This is a genomic window from Streptomyces sp. NPDC096324, assembly GCF_044763015.1.
Taxonomy (GTDB): domain Bacteria; phylum Actinomycetota; class Actinomycetes; order Streptomycetales; family Streptomycetaceae; genus Streptomyces.
In genome coordinates this window covers 1-16,224 of the sequence record NZ_JBIWFK010000017.1, presented here as the reverse complement: position 1 = coordinate 16,224, position 16,224 = coordinate 1, and the positions used below count along the sequence as shown (strand labels likewise).

17 protein-coding genes, 1 tRNA gene and 1 pseudogene are annotated in these 16,224 nt (G+C 64.9%); 6 read left to right on the top strand and 13 right to left on the bottom strand.

Annotated features, from left to right (window positions below; genetic code table 11):
• Window positions 1–4 precede the first annotated feature (4 nt).
• A complete protein-coding gene (locus ACIQ7M_RS34625; RefSeq protein WP_403651613.1) occupies window positions 5–970 on the top strand; it encodes an XRE family transcriptional regulator in 966 nt (321 codons plus the stop codon).
• 121 nt (window positions 971–1,091) lie between these two features.
• On the opposite strand, the gene ACIQ7M_RS34620 is transcribed toward ACIQ7M_RS34625, so the two are convergent.
• The 3 genes from ACIQ7M_RS34620 to ACIQ7M_RS34610 form a co-directional block, all read right to left on the bottom strand.
• Window positions 1,092–2,114, bottom strand: a complete 1,023-nt coding sequence (locus ACIQ7M_RS34620) for a hypothetical protein (RefSeq protein WP_403651832.1) — start codon at window positions 2,112–2,114, stop codon at window positions 1,092–1,094.
• A gap of 581 nt (window positions 2,115–2,695) precedes the next feature.
• Entirely contained in the window at window positions 2,696–3,361 is a 666-nt protein-coding gene (locus ACIQ7M_RS34615) for a hypothetical protein (RefSeq protein WP_403651609.1), read from the bottom strand.
• 506 nt (window positions 3,362–3,867) lie between these two features.
• Window positions 3,868–4,068 carry a hypothetical protein gene (locus ACIQ7M_RS34610; RefSeq protein WP_403651607.1) on the bottom strand — a complete coding sequence of 67 codons (201 nt, stop codon included), beginning with the start codon at window positions 4,066–4,068 and terminating at the stop codon, window positions 3,868–3,870.
• 668 nt (window positions 4,069–4,736) lie between these two features.
• On the opposite strand from ACIQ7M_RS34610, the gene ACIQ7M_RS34605 reads away from it, so the two are divergent.
• Entirely contained in the window at window positions 4,737–5,144 is a 408-nt protein-coding gene (locus ACIQ7M_RS34605) for a hypothetical protein (RefSeq protein ID WP_403651605.1), read from the top strand.
• On the top strand, window positions 5,137–5,559 hold the full coding sequence (locus tag ACIQ7M_RS34600) for a hypothetical protein (protein ID WP_403651603.1): 423 nt from the start codon (window positions 5,137–5,139) through the stop codon (window positions 5,557–5,559). Before ACIQ7M_RS34605 ends, ACIQ7M_RS34600 begins: the two co-directional genes overlap by 8 nt.
• A gap of 91 nt (window positions 5,560–5,650) precedes the next feature.
• On the opposite strand, the gene ACIQ7M_RS34595 is transcribed toward ACIQ7M_RS34600, so the two are convergent.
• The gene (locus ACIQ7M_RS34595; RefSeq protein WP_403651829.1) at window positions 5,651–6,058 is read right to left on the bottom strand and encodes a DUF6228 family protein; all 408 of its coding nucleotides are present in this window, start codon (window positions 6,056–6,058) and stop codon (window positions 5,651–5,653) included.
• 121 nt (window positions 6,059–6,179) lie between these two features.
• Here ACIQ7M_RS34595 and ACIQ7M_RS34590 point away from each other — a divergent pair.
• Window positions 6,180–6,900 (top strand): annotated as a pseudogene (locus tag ACIQ7M_RS34590) (transposase).
• A 102-nt stretch (window positions 6,901–7,002) separates the two neighbouring features.
• On the opposite strand, the gene ACIQ7M_RS34585 reads toward ACIQ7M_RS34590, so the two are convergent.
• The 9 genes from ACIQ7M_RS34585 to ACIQ7M_RS34545 all read right to left on the bottom strand — a co-directional run bounded on the left by ACIQ7M_RS34585 (window position 7,003) and on the right by ACIQ7M_RS34545 (window position 13,444).
• Window positions 7,003–8,475 (bottom strand): tyrosine-type recombinase/integrase, encoded by a 1,473-nt coding sequence (locus tag ACIQ7M_RS34585; protein WP_403651601.1) that lies wholly within the window; start codon window positions 8,473–8,475, stop codon window positions 7,003–7,005.
• Window positions 8,472–8,666 (bottom strand): helix-turn-helix domain-containing protein, encoded by a 195-nt coding sequence (locus ACIQ7M_RS34580; protein WP_366501996.1) that lies wholly within the window; start codon window positions 8,664–8,666, stop codon window positions 8,472–8,474. Before ACIQ7M_RS34580 ends, ACIQ7M_RS34585 begins: the two co-directional genes overlap by 4 nt.
• Before the next feature lie 128 nt (window positions 8,667–8,794).
• On the bottom strand, window positions 8,795–9,781 hold the full coding sequence (locus ACIQ7M_RS34575; protein WP_403651826.1) for an AAA family ATPase: 987 nt from the start codon (window positions 9,779–9,781) through the stop codon (window positions 8,795–8,797).
• 35 nt (window positions 9,782–9,816) lie between these two features.
• Entirely contained in the window at window positions 9,817–10,716 is a 900-nt protein-coding gene (locus ACIQ7M_RS34570) for a bifunctional DNA primase/polymerase (protein ID WP_403651599.1), read from the bottom strand.
• 90 nt (window positions 10,717–10,806) lie between these two features.
• The gene (locus tag ACIQ7M_RS34565) at window positions 10,807–11,358 is read right to left on the bottom strand and encodes a hypothetical protein (protein WP_403651597.1); all 552 of its coding nucleotides are present in this window, start codon (window positions 11,356–11,358) and stop codon (window positions 10,807–10,809) included.
• Window positions 11,359–11,361: 3 nt separating this feature from the next.
• Window positions 11,362–11,970, bottom strand: a complete 609-nt coding sequence (locus ACIQ7M_RS34560; protein WP_403651595.1) for a hypothetical protein — start codon at window positions 11,968–11,970, stop codon at window positions 11,362–11,364.
• A gap of 13 nt (window positions 11,971–11,983) precedes the next feature.
• Window positions 11,984–12,172 carry a hypothetical protein gene (locus ACIQ7M_RS34555; protein ID WP_164192113.1) on the bottom strand — a complete coding sequence of 63 codons (189 nt, stop codon included), beginning with the start codon at window positions 12,170–12,172 and terminating at the stop codon, window positions 11,984–11,986.
• 19 nt (window positions 12,173–12,191) lie between these two features.
• Window positions 12,192–12,443 (bottom strand): hypothetical protein, encoded by a 252-nt coding sequence (locus ACIQ7M_RS34550; protein ID WP_403651593.1) that lies wholly within the window; start codon window positions 12,441–12,443, stop codon window positions 12,192–12,194.
• 140 nt (window positions 12,444–12,583) lie between these two features.
• Window positions 12,584–13,444 (bottom strand): hypothetical protein, encoded by an 861-nt coding sequence (locus ACIQ7M_RS34545; protein WP_403651591.1) that lies wholly within the window; start codon window positions 13,442–13,444, stop codon window positions 12,584–12,586.
• A 606-nt stretch (window positions 13,445–14,050) separates the two neighbouring features.
• Between ACIQ7M_RS34545 and ACIQ7M_RS34540 the strand changes: the two genes are divergently transcribed.
• Together ACIQ7M_RS34540 and ACIQ7M_RS34535 are read left to right on the top strand one after the other, a co-directional pair.
• The gene (locus ACIQ7M_RS34540) at window positions 14,051–14,674 is read left to right on the top strand and encodes an SHOCT domain-containing protein (protein ID WP_403651589.1); all 624 of its coding nucleotides are present in this window, start codon (window positions 14,051–14,053) and stop codon (window positions 14,672–14,674) included.
• A 1,198-nt stretch (window positions 14,675–15,872) separates the two neighbouring features.
• Window positions 15,873–16,012: transfer RNA gene (locus tag ACIQ7M_RS34535), tRNA-Gly, on the top strand.
• Window positions 16,013–16,224 lie beyond the last annotated feature (212 nt).

Sequence of the window (16,224 nt, the reverse complement as noted above, 5' to 3'; positions counted from 1 at the left end):
CGGCATGGAAACGCTGGAGATCGTCAGCCGCCTCAATCGCTCCGATGTCGACGCTGCCACGCTCGATGCCTTGAGGATCACGATTGACCGGCTGTGCTCGGAGTATCCCTTCATGCCGAGTGAACAGCTCCTCATCGAAGGGCGGCAGTGGCTTCGGCGCGTCGTCGAGCTGCACTCCAAGAGCCTTACGCTGGCTCAGCACCGCGAGGTGCTTGCGATGTCTGGTTGGCTTGCGCTGCTTGTGGGGTGCGTCGAGTACGACACCGGTGATCGCCATGCGGCCGAGTCGACGCGGCAGGCGGCGCTCTCACTCGCAACAGAGGCGGATCATGCCGAGGTGGCTGGGTGGGCGCACGAGATGCGGGCTTGGTTCGCTCTGACAACGGGGGACTACCGCGGCGTCATCGCAGCGGCGCGAGCCGGCGCGGAGGCGGCGCCGCACCACGGTGTTGCCGTCCAGCTCGCGGGCCAAGAGGCCAAGGCGTGGGCGCGACTTGGTGACCGCCGGCAGGTTGAGGTGGCTCTAGACAAAGGGCGACGCCTGTTGGAAGGGATGCCACACCCCGAGAACTTGGATAACCACTTCGTGGTGGACCCTGCCAAGTTCGACTTCTACTCGATGGATTGCTACCGGTTGCTCGGCGAGGACAAGCTAGCGCGAACGCTGGCCGAGGAAGTTCTCCGGACTGGCACGGACTTTGATGGCATCGAACGCTCGCCGATGCGGAACGCGGAAGCCCGCGTCACGCTCGGGGTCACGGCTGCCCGTGACGGTGACCTGGAGCAGGCGCTTCTCATGGGGGAGCGTGCTCTCGAAGGCGATCGCCAATCGGTGCCATCGCTGATCATGACTAGCCGTGAACTTGCTGCCGAGATGAGACATCGATACAGCTCGGAGCCAGCCGCTAAGGACTACGTCGCGCGGCTCCGCGCCCTCGGGCAGGACAAACCCGGCTTCCTGCCGCAGTGACAAGCCAGTGGTCCGATCTGGTGAGCCCCTGGCACATGGGAAGCCTCGGCGGCTTCCAAGGCTGAGGTGCGAGACCTCCCAAACTTGGGAGGTCTCGCATTCACCCATCTACGACTTTGATTCAGTACATGGCCGCCGAGTCATTCCCGCGAACGTCCCAATTTCCATCAATGACTCGCACTTGAATGTGACCCATTTTCAAGCTGTTCGGCCGGAAAGAACGCGTTCCGCTTCTGATAGCCTTTTCAACACTGGCATCTCTCCGCGTGGAGGCGTAGCGTCGTGCGCTTGTAATGAATACACGATCTACGTTTTCCCTCAAACGCCCGATGTCTGACTGGCGAGGTAGTGGCGTTTTCCCTCGCTCGAATGGAGTCATTACACAAACGGGCTGTTCTGCAAGCAAGTGTTGCCAAATTTCTGGACAGTCTGCGTTCTCTGATCCGTGGTGGGGAACCTTATAGAACGTGGCTTTACTGGTTGGGCGCCCCGGGTGGTCGAGGATGGCATGCCATCCCCTCGTCCGCGTTCCCCGATGATGCTCCAAATCTCCCCCGAGGAGAATCGCGCCCGCAGCCGTCTCAAGATGGAGAACGACACTGACGTCGTTTGGAGGTAGGCTCGGGATTCGCGATGCTTTCCCATTCTGATTGTCGATTATGGAGGCGATGTGTTCGATACCGCGCTCTGCATCCTCGGCGGAGGGACTAAGCGCCCAGATTTCCTGAACCGCCCGACCAGGGTCGGAAGAAATTCTTTGGACAGCGCTAACCTGCTCTAGCGGTCCTCCACCTAGTTCTCTGCGCTGAGAAATAATTTTACGAACGGCAGAAAGTTCTGCGACACCCGAAGAGAACTTGGAGATTAGGTGAGTTCGCTGCGCCACTGCCAGAAATTCGTCTCGACGAAAAGCCCCTGCGGCGTAAAATCGAGCTTGTGACGCTTCCTCCAGAAGCGCAGAAATTCCTTTGACGTGATCGTCGTGCCAGTGTGTGGCGACTACCGTGGAGACTGAGTCGGCTACATCTATGCCCAGTTGTTTGAGGTAGTCGATCGCGACAGGTGATTTTGAACCTGTCTGCACGCATGAGTCAACCACCATCCATTCTGCGTTGCCGAGGTGGATGACAACACATTCCCCCACGCCAGGCCCAAAGACACTGATTTCTACCTGATCCGATGCAGGAGGAGAGGTGGAGATTCCTTGCAAGGAAGTGCCGTTAGACAAGCTCTACACTCGCTTTGCGGTTGGACCTAGCCGTCGGAAAAGCAGAACGGATACCCGGCTGCGCTGCCCTCCCTCTTTCACGTCGTAGCCGATAGTCCAGTAGAAGAGCGCCCCGGGCTCGCACAGGTAGACATCTCCGGGTGTCAGTTCCGCCAGGTCGAATTCTGCCGTAGCTGATTCGTCTGTGTTTAGGTCAATTACTTCCGCCACGAAGTATGAGTCGTAGCGCTCGACTACGGTTCCTTCCCAGCGAGCCAAGGGAATGAACTGCTTGCTGTCTTTGCGTCGCCGAATCTTGTGAGTGCGATCGTAGCTGTAGCGTTTGGGCCGCGAATCTAGCGTTGATGGGGTTTGTGAGTTCACAGACTCCAAGCTAGATGGCGGAAGAATCGTAGGCGTGGTGTGCGAGAGGGGTGAATTAGATGTGGCGGTGGCGGGATGCTGACCAGACGCTGCGTTAAATTCATCGATGCGCGTTGCTTCTGAAGCTGTGACAGTCATCGCATACCCCATGCCTTGGTGACGACGTTCTCGCGAATCGAAGTGACCCTATCCCGGTGATTTTCCCACTCTTCGCTGACGATTTTGATAGCCCAGTCTGCCGAATCAGAATTCCCGTTGACGTACTCGTCGTTCACCTCTACGTAGAGGCCGTCATCGACTCGGGAGGAAGGCTCAACCTTTGCGCGAACTGCGCCCTTGAAGCCGTCCGTTCTTTGGCCCGTCACTGTCAGCGTCAGAAGTCTCGGATCTTCCAGTACAGGGCCCCAAATTTCGTCTTTCGGCGCTACGGTATGCCCGAACTTATCCAACGTTTCGCGATTTGGCATGCTGTAATGCCCGTACGCATTCAACCCGATTTTTGCCACTGGGGAGTGCGACAGGATTTCAAAGGTCGCCACAACGAGATCACGCAACATCTCAATGGCAGGAGTTGCGCGGCTGATCATGGCCCATCGCTCGTTGAAAACTTCGAGCCGGAACCAGCTTGTTTCGAAGACGCAGATTTCATTGCTGATAACTTCAATTTGGGCCTCAGTCGCCTCCTCTTGGCGAATGAGGCCCTGTGCTGCGAACCAAGCAGGTTGAAAGATTTTGGGGTTGAAGGAGCCGAGGAACACGATGCTCATCTGGTCGTGTTCTGGCGGGCGTGTCTCCTGCACGCTTCCTCCCTGGTCGTCTCCTACACCGATGACAAGGTACAACGCGCGATGGTTGCCTGTCTTGAGGTGGGTGGGCGCTGGCTGGGCTAAGCCCAGGGCTGACCAAGATTGAACGTCCACAACAGCTTGACGCACTCGGCTGACTGAGCGAGAGGCACATCGGCTCTGAGCAGCCTGTGGCGCTTGCGAAGGGGTCGGTTCCGGCTGAGCCATATGTGGTCTCAAGGCCGATCGGTCAGGTTTTAGCAGGTCAGCAGATCCTGTCGGCTCACAATCGCGCGCAAGCTATCCGTGGTTTGGTCCGATGGCTGGACCGTCCTCGGGCCGGCCGAGGGCGACCGACCACAACGGCTAACGGCCAACAACGACCACAAGGGCACGACCGTTGGTAGCGCCCTCATTGTGCGTCTGCGTGGCTAAACCCACGCATCGAGCCACATCCCTGACCGCCACGGTTCGATCGGGATGGTGGTGCCGATGTACAGGGGCCAGAAGTCGATGAGGGTTCACAGGGTCAGGAGGACCAGGACGCCCGCTCCCACCGCGCCGACCACGCAGCAGCGTTCCCCGGAGCTGGATGGTCTGAGGAACGCGCCGATCATCGGCGTGACGGCCAGGAACAGGAACTGCACGAAAACGACGACGTAGAAGAAGATCGTGCGCCCCTGGTCCGCAACCAGTGCGCTACCGGTACCCCCGTGCGTCACGCGTGCGTGAGCAGTGCGTGACCCTGAGGCCAGCGTGGGCACTCACTGGCTGCTCCGCAGGTCAGGCCGCTAATGCACCCCGGTGTCTGCATGCTCTCCGGAGCCGTGTGCGCAGGTTCGAATCCTGCCGGGGGCACTCGCCTAGGAACAGCAGAAATCAAGCGCTGACCAGGGCGGATGCCGAGAGTAGAGGGCGGGAGTCAGTCTCACTGATTCCCGCCCTCTCTCGTTGTCTCTCACTAGCCACGCACTATTCGCGATACACGCAACGTGCCGCAGCTGCGCGCTCCAGTGGCCCGCGACCTCCCACCCGCCGGGCTTGCCGCCCTGCGCCACCGCGCAGGCCGCCACGGCGTTTCAACCTCGCTTCTGCCGCCTCACGGTCGTCACCCTTGGGCATCTCCGCGACCTTGCGGTATGCGACGCAGTTCGATGCGCGGACGAGGCGGTCGGCATGCCAAGTGGACGTGACATACGGGTTTCTGTCGCTGCGTTGCCACGAGAGAGCGTCGATTGGGTAGCCGACAGTAGGTGCAATTAAACGGACGTAGCGCGGCTACGTCTTTGATCGGCAGCATTGAACTCAAATGTCCTATGCCGCCCGACTGGCCTCTACGCGTAGTCTCTCTTACTGGGGCGGCGCTGCCCCGGAACGTAGCGGAGGCAGCATGGATCCGGAAGTTGTAGCCCTAGCAACCACATTTGGTGGCGCTATCGTAGCGGCGATGGCTACAGATGCCTGGCAGGAGACCCGCACTCGAGTCCTCGATATATGGCAGCGCTTTCAACCCGACAGGGCGCAAGCAACCGAACAGATGCTGCAGATGAATCGCAGCGAACTGATGAGGCTGTCAGGAGACTCTAGGAGTCAATTCGAACGACTCCTTAGCGAGCAATGGCATTCCGAGGCGGTCACTCTAATGCAGATGAACCCAGCTGCAATTCGCGCTCTAGCCGAGTCGCTACGCGCTCCGCAAGCGAATCAAGCCAGCATACGTCAATCAGGATACGCTCACAACAACAGCCGAATCTTCATGGCAGGTCAAGACCAGAATTTTTTCAACAGCAATGAGTGACTATCAGCCAGATGAGTTCGGTCGCCGTGAAGTGCCGCCTACCGAGTATACGGATGGGGCCGAGTACTACGGCGCAGCACCACGCCCCGGCGAGAACTACCCCAGCCGCGACTGGCAGTTCAACGAATACCCACCTCAGCACAATGACCAGCGGTACGTCGCCATGCACAGCGAAGCTCATGACAACTCCCACTTGTACGCGGCGGGACGCGACGTGAACATCACACAGGGCACCGATTTTTCCGTCCTGGAAAAGTACGCAACAAAGGCCGCAAAATGGGTTGGCAACTTCATCTTCGCCGCATCTATTGGTTGCGTAATTTACGCCCGTTTCGCGCTTGGATGGGAGGGGTCGGACTTCATTGATTGGATTAAGGGGCTTAACGGTGCGATTGCCCGCCGTTTCGGCAAGTAAGAGCGGACGTCCCGCGCGCTGCAGACTCAGCGGTTCGATCACGGCCCGCAAGTCCCTTTAGGCGTCATCTCATGTGGTGGGGTTCAGCTAGCTACTCCGCGACGCTCGCAATGAACGTGTGGATTTCGGCGGCGAGGTTGCGCATGTCCTCCCCGGCCGCGTGCGCCGTGTTGGTCTCGAACTGCCATTCCTCGGAGGGTGCCCGATCGCGGATGCCCCAGGTCAGTTGGACGTGGCCACCCTGGTGTTCCGCTGAGAGGGTCAGGTCGTAGCAGAGGGAGTGCCAGGTGCGCACTCCTTCCCAGCCCCGGAAGTCTTCGGCAAGTGAGGCGAGGAAGGTGTGGAGTCCGTCGCCGTCCCAGGTCTCCACCGAGGTCTCGACGTTCCCCCAGGGCCCGTGGGCCCTGACGAGGAAGTCGAGCGTTGGTTCGTCTTCGTACCGTCGGGCCGGTTCCGAGAGCAGTAGGCGTGCGGGCCCGGAGTCTCCCACCTGAACCATAGGACGGCCGGAATCGTCGTAGTCGATCACGCGATCAGGTTAGAAGACCGCGCTGGGCAGCCGTCGCACTCCCGGACGGGCCGACATCGCGCGTAGCCACTTTGAGGCATGATCGCCAACCATGGCTGTGGATCTTGAGCGCGAACTCGTTCCTGACGGGCTGTGGGAGATTGCGGCACCGCTGATACCACCGTTCAAGCCGCGACGGCAGGGCGGTGGAACGGCTCCGGTGGCGGACCGGAAAGTGTTCTGCGCGATCGTGTATGCGCTGACCACGTCGTGTGCTTGGCGTCGTTTGCCGCCTTGCTTCGGCGTGAGCCCGGCCACTGCGCACCGCCGATTCGCTGCCTGGACAAGAGCCGGCTTGTGGCGGCGCCTCCACAACGAAGTCCTTGACCGGCTGGGTGCCGCAGGAGAATCGACTGGTCCGCTGCCCTGGTTGATTCTGCCTCGGTCCGGGCGAAAACGGGGGTCAGCTCGTAGGGCCGAATCCGGTTGACCGGGGCAAACCCGGCGCCAAGCTCCACATCCCACCCGTCGCCGGCCGCCCCGGTCGTCCTCGAAGGCGTCCAGAAGCCCTGCTCGGAGACAAGGGCTACGACTCCAACCCGAACCGCGAGGAGCTCCGCAAGCGGCGGATCCTGCCGGTCATCTCCCGCAAGGGCGCCCCGAACATCAAGGGCCTGGGCAAGCTCCGCTACGTCGTCGAGCAGACCTTCGCCCTGCTCCACCACTTCAAACGACTCGCCGTCCGCTGGGAACGCCGAACCGAACTCCACGACGCCTTCGTCTCCCTCGCCTGCAGCCTGTGCTGGCGACGCCTCAAGAAGGCCTGCTCATGATCGTGTTATGAGCTCTAAGGTGACTCGACTGTCGGGAAGGTGCGAGTACTCGGCAGTGAATCGTGGAAGATGACGGCCGACCAAACCATCATCAAGATCGCGTTACAAACTCAATGCGATATCACCGTCTGCCTCCAACGCATCCGAAATCTTGGAGTTGGCTATCTCTTCGTGACCGTCGATACAACCGTAATAGCGGCGATGAATCACCTCTGGAGAGTTGCCGACCCGCCGCGCTACCTCGGCAATCGGTACCCCCGCGTTCAGCCACCGGGTGATGCAAGCGTGCCGCAGGTCGTACGGGCGTCCGGCCAGCGGCGAGGAGACGTGCTCAGGTGAGAGCGCGTACTCTCGCGCTTCCTCCCACACCCGCCAGTAGGTGGAGGAGCCAACCACTCCCCCGCGTTCATTGCCGAACACGCGCCCTTCCTTGGCCGTGCCAAACGCGCCCAGGTGTGCCCGCAGGATCACCACCAGGACGGGCGGGATGGGCACCGGTCGATCGCTCCTGGCCTCCCGCGCCTTCAATCCTCGACGGTCGTGACGTTCCCCGGAGTCGGTCCACTGCTTGCCCAAGACAGGGCGCGTCTCCCGCAGCGTCAACGTGCCCCAACCCTTCTCCGGTAGGTGACAATCGGAGAGCCTCAACCCGACCGCCTCAGCGGGCCTGAGCCCCGCGTAGTACAGGGCCCCGTAGAACGCCACCAGCCGCCGCCCGCGGCTGCGGTCCCAAGAGCCGACGTACGAGACGGCCGTAAGTAATTGGCGCCCTTGTACGGCGTTCACGAGCACGCGGCGGTCCACCACCCCGGCGGAGCCCACGCGCTTCCCGCGGGCTCCGTGGAGCGGGTTCTCTGGGAGTTCCTTGGCGGCGACTGCGTGTTCGAGGGCCGTGTTCAAGGCGCGGCGCCGCCGTCTGTGGGTCTCTCCCGCCGCCGGGGTGCCGTCCAGCCGGTAGCTGAGGCGGTACACCACGTCTTCGAACACCTCGACGTCCGCCAGGTCGGCAACCGGCCTGTCCTGCGTCGTGAGCCACTCGTACGCGGCTTTCAGTTCGGCCGGCGGATCCTCCCCCGCGTTCGCGGGGACGATCCCCCACCGGAAGGCCAGCCGCAGGTCCTTGTCGTCAGGAGCGTCGTCCCCGCGCTTCACCATGGCCAGCGCCACGGCCGCGAGCCCGTCCGCCATGCCCTCACGCGTCTTCGCGGCGCTCATCCGCCACCGACCGGCGACGTACTTCCGGCAGAACTCGAACCACCGCAACGACGGCTCGGCCTCAGCCGCCGTTGCCACCGCTTCAGCCGCCGCACGGACTTCGGACTCAGGCTGTCCGCTCGCGATCTCGAACGCTTCGCCCCGCCGCATGGCCTGCCGGAGCTCCGAGCGTCGGCTCTCGGCGAGTGCCGACGTGGCGAACGTCGCGCTGCTCACCTTCCCGCCCACGACCCACCGGAGCTGATACGGGCGTGCCTTGCGGTCGACCTTCGTGACCTTCCACAGCCGGACGTCGAGGGAGTACCCCGGCCGGCCCTCCCCGTGGGGGCGGAGAGCCGGGGTGTCTTCGGTCGTGCTCACGCGGCGTCCTCCCGCTCCGCAAGCCACCGCTCGTATTCCGACCTGCGGATGCGCACGTCGCCGTTCGGCAGCTTGATCGAGCGCGGGCCCTTGCCGAGCTGGCGCCACCGGTAGAAGGTCGACGGAGCCACCTTCAGATCAGTGATGACCTCGGCGACGGTCAACTTCTCGTCCAGCGCGCGGGTGCTCATACCGCCGTCCCTTCGGCTTCGGTCGACCCGGACAGCCCGGACAGCTCCAATTCCGACTGTCCGGGGCGTTCTTGCAGCTCAGGGGGGTTAACCGGACAGCCGGACAGCTCGGACACCTCCGGGGCGCCCTATGTCCGGGTCTCGGTGTCCGGGTAGTACCGGCCGCCGGCGTCCCTGGTGAGCTGTCCCGCCTCGGCCATGCGGGCGCAGGTCCGGCGGATCGTGTCCATGTCGACGTGCGGCAGCTCGCCTGTCATGTCCTTGGGCTTCGCGCCGGGGTGGGCACGGACGTGCCGGAGGATCGTGGCCCGGGTGTCTCCGACGGTGTGGTCGGTGGCCGGGCCATCCAGCAAGTGCCAGGCGCCGGAGGCGGGTTGGAAGCTGAGGGCGTACTCGGCTTCGTCTACGTCGCGGCCGGTGACGTGCAGGATGCCGTCCGCCTGCCCGCGGGCCCGCTTGAGTACGAGCGTTGCGTCCGCGGCTCCCGCGATGCCGTTGGTGCCGGAGACCTCCGTCAGGAAGTCGTCCGAGCCTGCCTTGCGGACGTGGTGGACCAGGACGACCGCAATGCCGTAGTGGTCCGCAAGGCGCTTCGCGTAGCCGACGGCGACGTAATCCGCGTCGTACGCGGACACGCCCTGTGGGGCTTGGCCGCGCATCTTGGCGAACACGTCGATGACGACCATTCGGGCGTCGGGGTTACGGTCCAGCCACTGCGCGATGGCCTCTGTGCCGCCCTGGGGGAAAGGCGGGCACTCAGTCACGAGGGTGAGCCCGGCGGGCGCGGGCTGGCCTCCCAGGAGCTTGCCCATGCGGGTCTGGAGACGGCGCGGGGTGTCTTCCAGGGCGAGGTAGAGCACGGGGCCGCCGTCGACCGGCACGGAGTCGAAGGCCTGGCCTCCGGCTGCGACAGCGAGGGCGAGTCCGAGGGAAAGCCAGGACTTGCCGACCTTGGGCGGTCCGGCGAGCAGGCTCACGCCCTCGGCGAGGATGCCGGGCACTGCCCACTTCGGCTCGGGAAAGTCCGCAGCCATGAGCTGATCAGCCGTCCATGCGGTCCGCGGACGCTCTCGCTTCGGCGGCGGCACGGCCGACGGTTGGGGATCGCTGGGCACGGAGTACAGGTGCAGGGGCGGGATCGGGTGGGTGCTCACGCGGCGACCGTCCGGGGACGCCGTACCCCGGCCCGCAGGCCGGAGGCGATGGTGCGCCGTGCCTCGCGCTCGCCCTGGCCGACTTGGAGCGCGGCGGTGAGCAGCCAGCCGGTGACGTCGGCTTCGCTCAGCTCGCCTCCGGCAACGAGCTGCCCGAGGGCGACGGCGGCGATGTAGAGCGCGTTGTTGTGCTCGTGCGGGCCGGAGCCTGTGACCCGCTCCACTTCCCCGTTGATCGCGGAGCGGAGGAAGGCGGTGCGTCGTCCGTGGCCGGTGAGGGCGACGGTGATGGGGGTCTGCGGGGGCAGCGGGGCCGGGCGCAGGAGTTCGGCGAGCCAGTCCGGCAGGGGCGCCACAGGGGCGTGGCGGGTGACCTTGTACGGGTGTCCGGCGAAGGTGCTGCCCGCGCCGACGACGAGTCCGCCCCATGCGCGGGTGTCGACCTTCCAGCCCAGTCCGCGGGCGCTGTCCCCGGCGGTGTTGCGCAGGGGCTCGCCCTCGAGGGCGAGGAAGTACAGATGGGTGCCGCCGCTCCAGGTGCGAACGGTGTAGGTGTCGGCGGGGAAGGGCTGGCCGTGGCTTGCGCAGAGCACGGCAAGGACGTCGGCGCCGTCGCTGACACCGTGCTCCGCCCATGCGGCCGGCGGGGTGTCCTCGGGGTGCTTGGGCCTGTCCAAATCGATGACGATCAGACCGGAAGGGCCGGTGGCGACACCGACGTTGAACGCGCCGACGGACCATGCTCCGGTGATGCGGTCCGGATCGGTGGTGGCGCGGGTCTCCCAGTCGGAGACGGCCGGGCGCTTGTCGCCGGGGATGAGAGGGAAGACGCGCCAGCCACGCGACGCTGCGTCAAGGGCGGCGGTGAGCTGGGCAGAGCCATCCGGGTACGGCATGCTGGTGGTTCTCCTGTTCTGTCTTCGGATGGGCAGGGAGAACCGCGGCGGCGGGCGACCTTGCTGGGGAGTCCCGCCGCCGCGGCGTTGCTAGGCGTCGGGGTGATCAGCGCAGTTGCAGTCACGCTCCAGCCATTGGCAGTTCGGGCAACGGCCCGCCGCTACCAGCTGCGCGCGCTGCTGCTGTTTGGCCCAACGGGCGTACTGCTGGCGGACGTAGGCGCGCGGGTCGCTGACGGCGGCCGCGGCGTCCAGCTCGATCAGCCGTTGTGCGGCGCGGGTGGCGAGGTCGGTCGCGTCGCCGGCGGTGTTGTCGGCTTCGTTGCTGAGCGCGATGCGGTCCAGCACCGCGGCCTTGCGGAGCCAGAACTCCCGGTTGAGCGCGTCGAAGAACGGCCTGTCGGCTGCGGTCCGGGCGGTCCATCCGATCTCGCTGATGATGCTCGGGGCGAGCGCGTACGCCTCTTCCGGCGCGGGCCACGACTCCGGCGCCGGACGGTGGTCGGCGGTGAGGTACAGGCGGGCGCGCTGACCGTCGCGAGTGGGGTGCTGGCGCGCCGGACCGGTGGTGAAGGCAGCGGCCAGGACCTCGCTGACGCGGACGGTGTCGGCCGGGTCGCAGATGATGCGGATTTCAAACATGGGTCAGTACTCCTTGCCGGTGCTGAAGGACGGGAGTTCGGGCAGTCCTGCGCTGGCGAGCGCCTGGGCGTCGAAGCCGGGCAGGGCGGCGCGGGTGATGAGGGCTTGGGCGAGCTGTTCGGCGTAGGCGGCACCGGTGCGGGCCACCTCGATCTGCGTGGTGGCGCGGATCGTCTCGACGTGCTCGATGTGGGCGCGTTCCTCGCGCCGGTCGCTCACGTGCCGCTCGTACGCCACTCGCGTTCGGCGGTCGTCTCGCCAGTACCGCGCGGCGAGCCCGTACGCGGCGGCGGTGGCGAGCACCCACAGCAGGAGCGGCAGCGAGGTGCCGTCGGCGTATCCGGCCACGCCTGCGAGGGCGAGCCCTCCGGAGGCGGCGAACGCGGTTCCGGCGATCACGGGGTCTCCGGCGCGGCCGATGCTCGCGCACACGCCGGCCGTGGCGGCGGCGAGCGAGAGCGCGGCCATCAACACGGCGTTGCCGATCGAGTGTTCGGCGCCTTTGGCGTTCCAGATGCGGGCCAGGATCAGCACGGTGGACGTGGCGAGGGCGGGCGCTGCCTTGGGGGCGATGAGGGCGAGCCAGTGCCGGGCGATGATCTGTTCGTTCACGGCCGGTCTCCTGTCACAGGTCGGGGATGGCGTTGATGACGGCGCGGGTGAGTTCGTTGATGGGTCCGGCGGCGCCGGTTGAGGCGAGGAAGAACCCGAACATCGCGGCGATGAACGCGGCGCCGTAGCCGAGGGACTTGGAGCGGAGCAGGAAGAACAGGACGAGTCCGAAGAGCAGGACCAGGGAGACGGTCACGGCCATGGGGTGGCCTCCTTTCGTGTCAGCGGATGCCTGCGCGGTAGATCCGTGAGGCGCGGTTGTAGATCCATCGGCCGATGCGGACGCGTTTGCCGCGGCCCTTGCAGCGGCGGCAGTGCTTGCCGCGCTTGGGGCGTCCTTTGCGGTCGGTGGTGGTGGCGAAGCCGAAGCCGTTGCACTTGCGGCAGGTGCCGAACGGGCTCCCCGCACACAGAGTGCCGTAACAGAGTGTGATGGTGAGTAGGCATGCGATAGCGAGGGCTATGGGGGTCATCGGGGTCCCTCCGGGCCGTTTTCCGGGGTTTTCGCAGGTGGGGTGCTGTCCGCTAGATCCCTGATCGGGTGCTGTTTGGGGTGCTAGCGGGGGTGCTACCGGTAGCAGGCGAGCCCGCTACCGGTAGCAGCCGATCGGGGCTAGGCGGCACCCCGGCTTTCGTCACGCTCCGCAATCGCGATGGTGAGGTCGTCGCGGACGATGCCGCGGCGGGTGGTGCGCTCCCCGTCGTCGGTCGTCCCGGCCACACCGGTGGTCTTGATGCCGTGCGGCTTGAGCGCGGAGGTGACGTTCTCGCCCTTCCAGCCGCCGTAGATCTCCGGCCGCAGCTCCGCGAGGCGGGCAGCGATCCGCTCGTTCCACACCCGGTTCTCCGAGGGCGGGACGACCGCGGCCACATCGGCGAGCAGGTCGTACGACGGTCCCGACGTGCTCTCGGCGTCCTCCCCGAGGGCGTGCCCGGACAGCGTGCCCTCGGCCTTGCGCAGAGCGTGCGCGCGCTGCGCGATGGCGTGGGTGGCGTTGTCATCCAGGTAGGCGGTACGGACCACGACCGGCAGCGCGGTCGCGCCGGCGAGGTAGCCGTTACCGGCGTCGATCTCCGGGCGGAAGGAGGTGGCGCGCACGCCGTTCTTGTACGCGGACGTGCCGAGGATCATGTCGTTCTCGACCTGTCCCGCGACCTTGAGGGCGAAGCGGATGGAGACGTTGCCGCTGATCCCGGTCGGGAGCGAGTCCTTGTCGGGGCGCTGCGTGGCCAGGATGAGGATCACGCCCAGGGCGCGGCCGAGTTTGATGATGAACTCGGCGTCGTCACCGGCTTGTTTGCCGTACTTGGGGTGGGCGAACAGGTTCTGGCACTCGTCGAACACGCCGACCAGCGGCCACAGCTTGAGCGAGCGCTTGTCGGCGATGGAGCGGGTGATGCGCTTGTCCGGGCACAGGTCCCGCGGCAGCTTCTTGATCACACCCGCGCGCCGCATGACCTCGGCGCGCAGCACCCCATCGGCCCTCCGGGCCGCGTGACCGACCTGTCACCCAACCCTGCAGCAGACCCCTCTGGTCGATGGCACCGGCAGCGTGGCTGAGGCTGGTGGGGGTACAGCGAGGCCACGCGCGCCCGGTCGGTCGGCACTCCCGCCGTCGTGGCTGACTTTCGGTGGCTGAGGTTCAGGCGGGGCGTGTCGAGGGTGCCGGCCGTCAGTCGAGCGGGCCGAAGCTGGGCCGTCCCTGGGCCGTCCGAGGTTGCTCAACAACGGCCAACGACGACCAGCGTGGACGATCAGGCGTATGAGCCCACCACCCCTGAGCTGGGAAGCAGCAGGTCGCCAAGATCTCAGGCAAGACCCAGGGCAAGAAGAAGTAGCTGTGGGTTGCGTCCAGGGAAGTGGTGTAGGGGCTCCCACCTGGTTCGGGCGCGAGCCCACGGCCAGAGTCACGGCGCCGGCGCTGCGAATCTTCGGGCTTGTGCCTCTCGCGCCAGTTCTTCGTCTTCAAAGAGGTTCAGATGTCATACGACGACCCGCCTGAGCCTCTCGACCCGTCGACGACGTCAGGCTGATCTTCTGGGCTTGATTCGGGTCGAAGTCTTGCTCTACGTTTCGCGAATGGCGATTCTGCAGACGCTGACGAACCAGGGACGCGTGGTGGGCGGTCACTTGGCGAGCGGCAGCGTTCTCTCAGGCCACGGCGGACTCACGATCCAGCACCCACGCAACCCATTCAAGCGGCACAAGCTCAACGTCGAGACCGTGCTCGAGTGGGAGACACTCTCGACCAGGGAAGGTGGCGCTGGCGTCATGGGCCAAGCTGCCGCGGCTGCTCTGCCTGGGATGATCGGTAAGGCTGTCGGTGCTGGCCTCGGTGCTTCCTTGAAATCCGGGCACACCGTCCGCGTGAACTGGGCCGACGGCAATCAGTCCATCATTGAGTTGCCGGGGAAGCTGTTCATGATTTTCTCCGTATTGCTCGAGGCCCAGCAGGTCGTAACTGAGACCTCCGCGCAGGCCGAGTCATCGGAGCTCCTCCCGGAGCAGCCTGGCGTGACCGAGAAGATCTTGGACCTCGCTTCTTCGGTGATCCAGCGAGGCCAGCATGGGGCACCGGCCGGGGCCGCACCTCAGCCGGATGTTGTCGAGCAGATCGCGAAGCTCGCGTCGCTCCACGACGCCGGCATCCTCACGAACGAGGAGTTCGCGGAGAAGAAGGCTGAACTACTCAAGCGTCTCTGACACTTGAGGCGACCAGTCGGCTACGAGTCGGCGAGGGATCCGGGACGAGCCATCCCCCTGCACAAGGCCACCCTCGCCCAATACAAGCAAGTCCTGGGCGGCACCCACCCCAACACCATGAAAAGCCGTAACAACCTCGCCAGCGCCCGTCAGAAGGTCGAAGTTGTACAGCACGGAAGTACAGCAACCTCAGTAACCAGGGTTGTACGTCCAAATCCGTGCACGGCTGATTGAGCAGCCTGAGAACCGTCAATGACCTTCCCGCCGATAGTTCGGGACGAAGAGGTCGTGCCAGACCCGTGCCGGATCGTACGGGGAACCGCGGGGAATTGAGGAACCCGTCACCTGGAGCTGATGCCTTCCCCCCAGGTCAGTCCTTCAGCAGGCCCCAGATCACCTCAGCTTCCCAAACTGAGAGCGCGAGGTCGATTAGCGTCACCCGCTCCATGGAGAAGGCCCAGGCATCCGCCCGGGCCTTTCTGCTGTACTGAGGCCGCGCCGGCATTGAACTGGGACCTCGGTCTCGTTCGTTCCCGTCCATGGCTCGTCGTCAGCGGCAGTAGGGGCAGCGACCTCGTTCATCAAGGCTCTCTGGGTGCGTGTGTCCACAACCAGCACAGTCGAGGGGATCTTCCCGGTAAGGCTCTGGTGCGCCGTAGACGAGTGCCCCTCCTGCTGAGGTGCGGACTGGGTCGTCATCTTCGCTGTAGTGGTAATTTGGGGCCCTCGTGAGGTCGCCCCCTGGCAGGTCGTACTGTGCGTACCAATCCTCAATCGAGTCAGCCATGTCTACCCCCTCTGTCCAAGGCTCGCGCCGTGCGCGCGGTCGGGGACCATTTGCGGAGCGGCGCGGGCGGTGTCACAGCCTGAGAGTCATCATGGCTACCGTCTGTCAAAGATCGTCAGAAATTAGGGGAATTGCTCTGGGATCGGTGTGCCAGGCGGGTTCGCACAGCGAAGTCCCCCTCACACGAAACGTGTCAGAACGACGGGTCAGCCGGGGCAGTGTGAGTGATGCACGGCCTGCTGGGACTGCCAGCGGCTGCCGCCCCGGCGAGGCATGTCCCCTCCCCGAGTGGCACCTTCCGAAGGCGCTTGCGCCGGACTCCGTGGCGACAGCCCCGGCCGACACTCCCAACGATCGTCGCTGTAGCTGTGCCAACCCGCACCACAACCGCACCAGAACGAGCGGGGAACAGCGGGGAGCCACGGTGAGACAGGCCCCGCCAGGCGAGGCCGCCACCCAACAGTTCGCCCAGGTCACCGCCCCTAACCGACCACAAATGCTCTCAGCTTCCCAAGCTGAGAGCGCGAGTTCGATTCTCGTCACCCGCTCCACACGAAACCCCCAGGTCTGTGACCTGGGGGTTCTTTGTCGTCTTCTCCCAGGCGGAATGGAAGTTCACCCCACCTGACGATCACTCGGTTCAGCGTTGTAGATGGTTACTGACCTTCTCGGATTGCCTTCGGGTGGTGACGTTGGGTGATCCCTGCGGTATGCCGGTGTTATGCGGTACGCGGATGGTGGGGGCCTGACTGCTGAGCGGCGG

Coding starts and splice junctions, on each gene's coding strand:
- ACIQ7M_RS34540 (WP_403651589.1), top strand. CDS start 14,051: ATGGCGATTCTGCAGACGCTGACGAACCAGGGACGCGTGGTGGGCGGT.
- ACIQ7M_RS34600 (WP_403651603.1), top strand. CDS start 5,137: ATGAGTGACTATCAGCCAGATGAGTTCGGTCGCCGTGAAGTGCCGCCT.
- ACIQ7M_RS34570 (WP_403651599.1), bottom strand. CDS start 10,716: ATGCCGTACCCGGATGGCTCTGCCCAGCTCACCGCCGCCCTTGACGCA.
- ACIQ7M_RS34565 (WP_403651597.1), bottom strand. CDS start 11,358: ATGTTTGAAATCCGCATCATCTGCGACCCGGCCGACACCGTCCGCGTC.
- ACIQ7M_RS34625 (WP_403651613.1), top strand. CDS start 5: ATGGAAACGCTGGAGATCGTCAGCCGCCTCAATCGCTCCGATGTCGAC.
- ACIQ7M_RS34580 (WP_366501996.1), bottom strand. CDS start 8,666: ATGAGCACCCGCGCGCTGGACGAGAAGTTGACCGTCGCCGAGGTCATC.
- ACIQ7M_RS34605 (WP_403651605.1), top strand. CDS start 4,737: ATGGATCCGGAAGTTGTAGCCCTAGCAACCACATTTGGTGGCGCTATC.
- ACIQ7M_RS34555 (WP_164192113.1), bottom strand. CDS start 12,172: ATGGCCGTGACCGTCTCCCTGGTCCTGCTCTTCGGACTCGTCCTGTTC.
- ACIQ7M_RS34550 (WP_403651593.1), bottom strand. CDS start 12,443: ATGACCCCCATAGCCCTCGCTATCGCATGCCTACTCACCATCACACTC.
- ACIQ7M_RS34595 (WP_403651829.1), bottom strand. CDS start 6,058: ATGGTTCAGGTGGGAGACTCCGGGCCCGCACGCCTACTGCTCTCGGAA.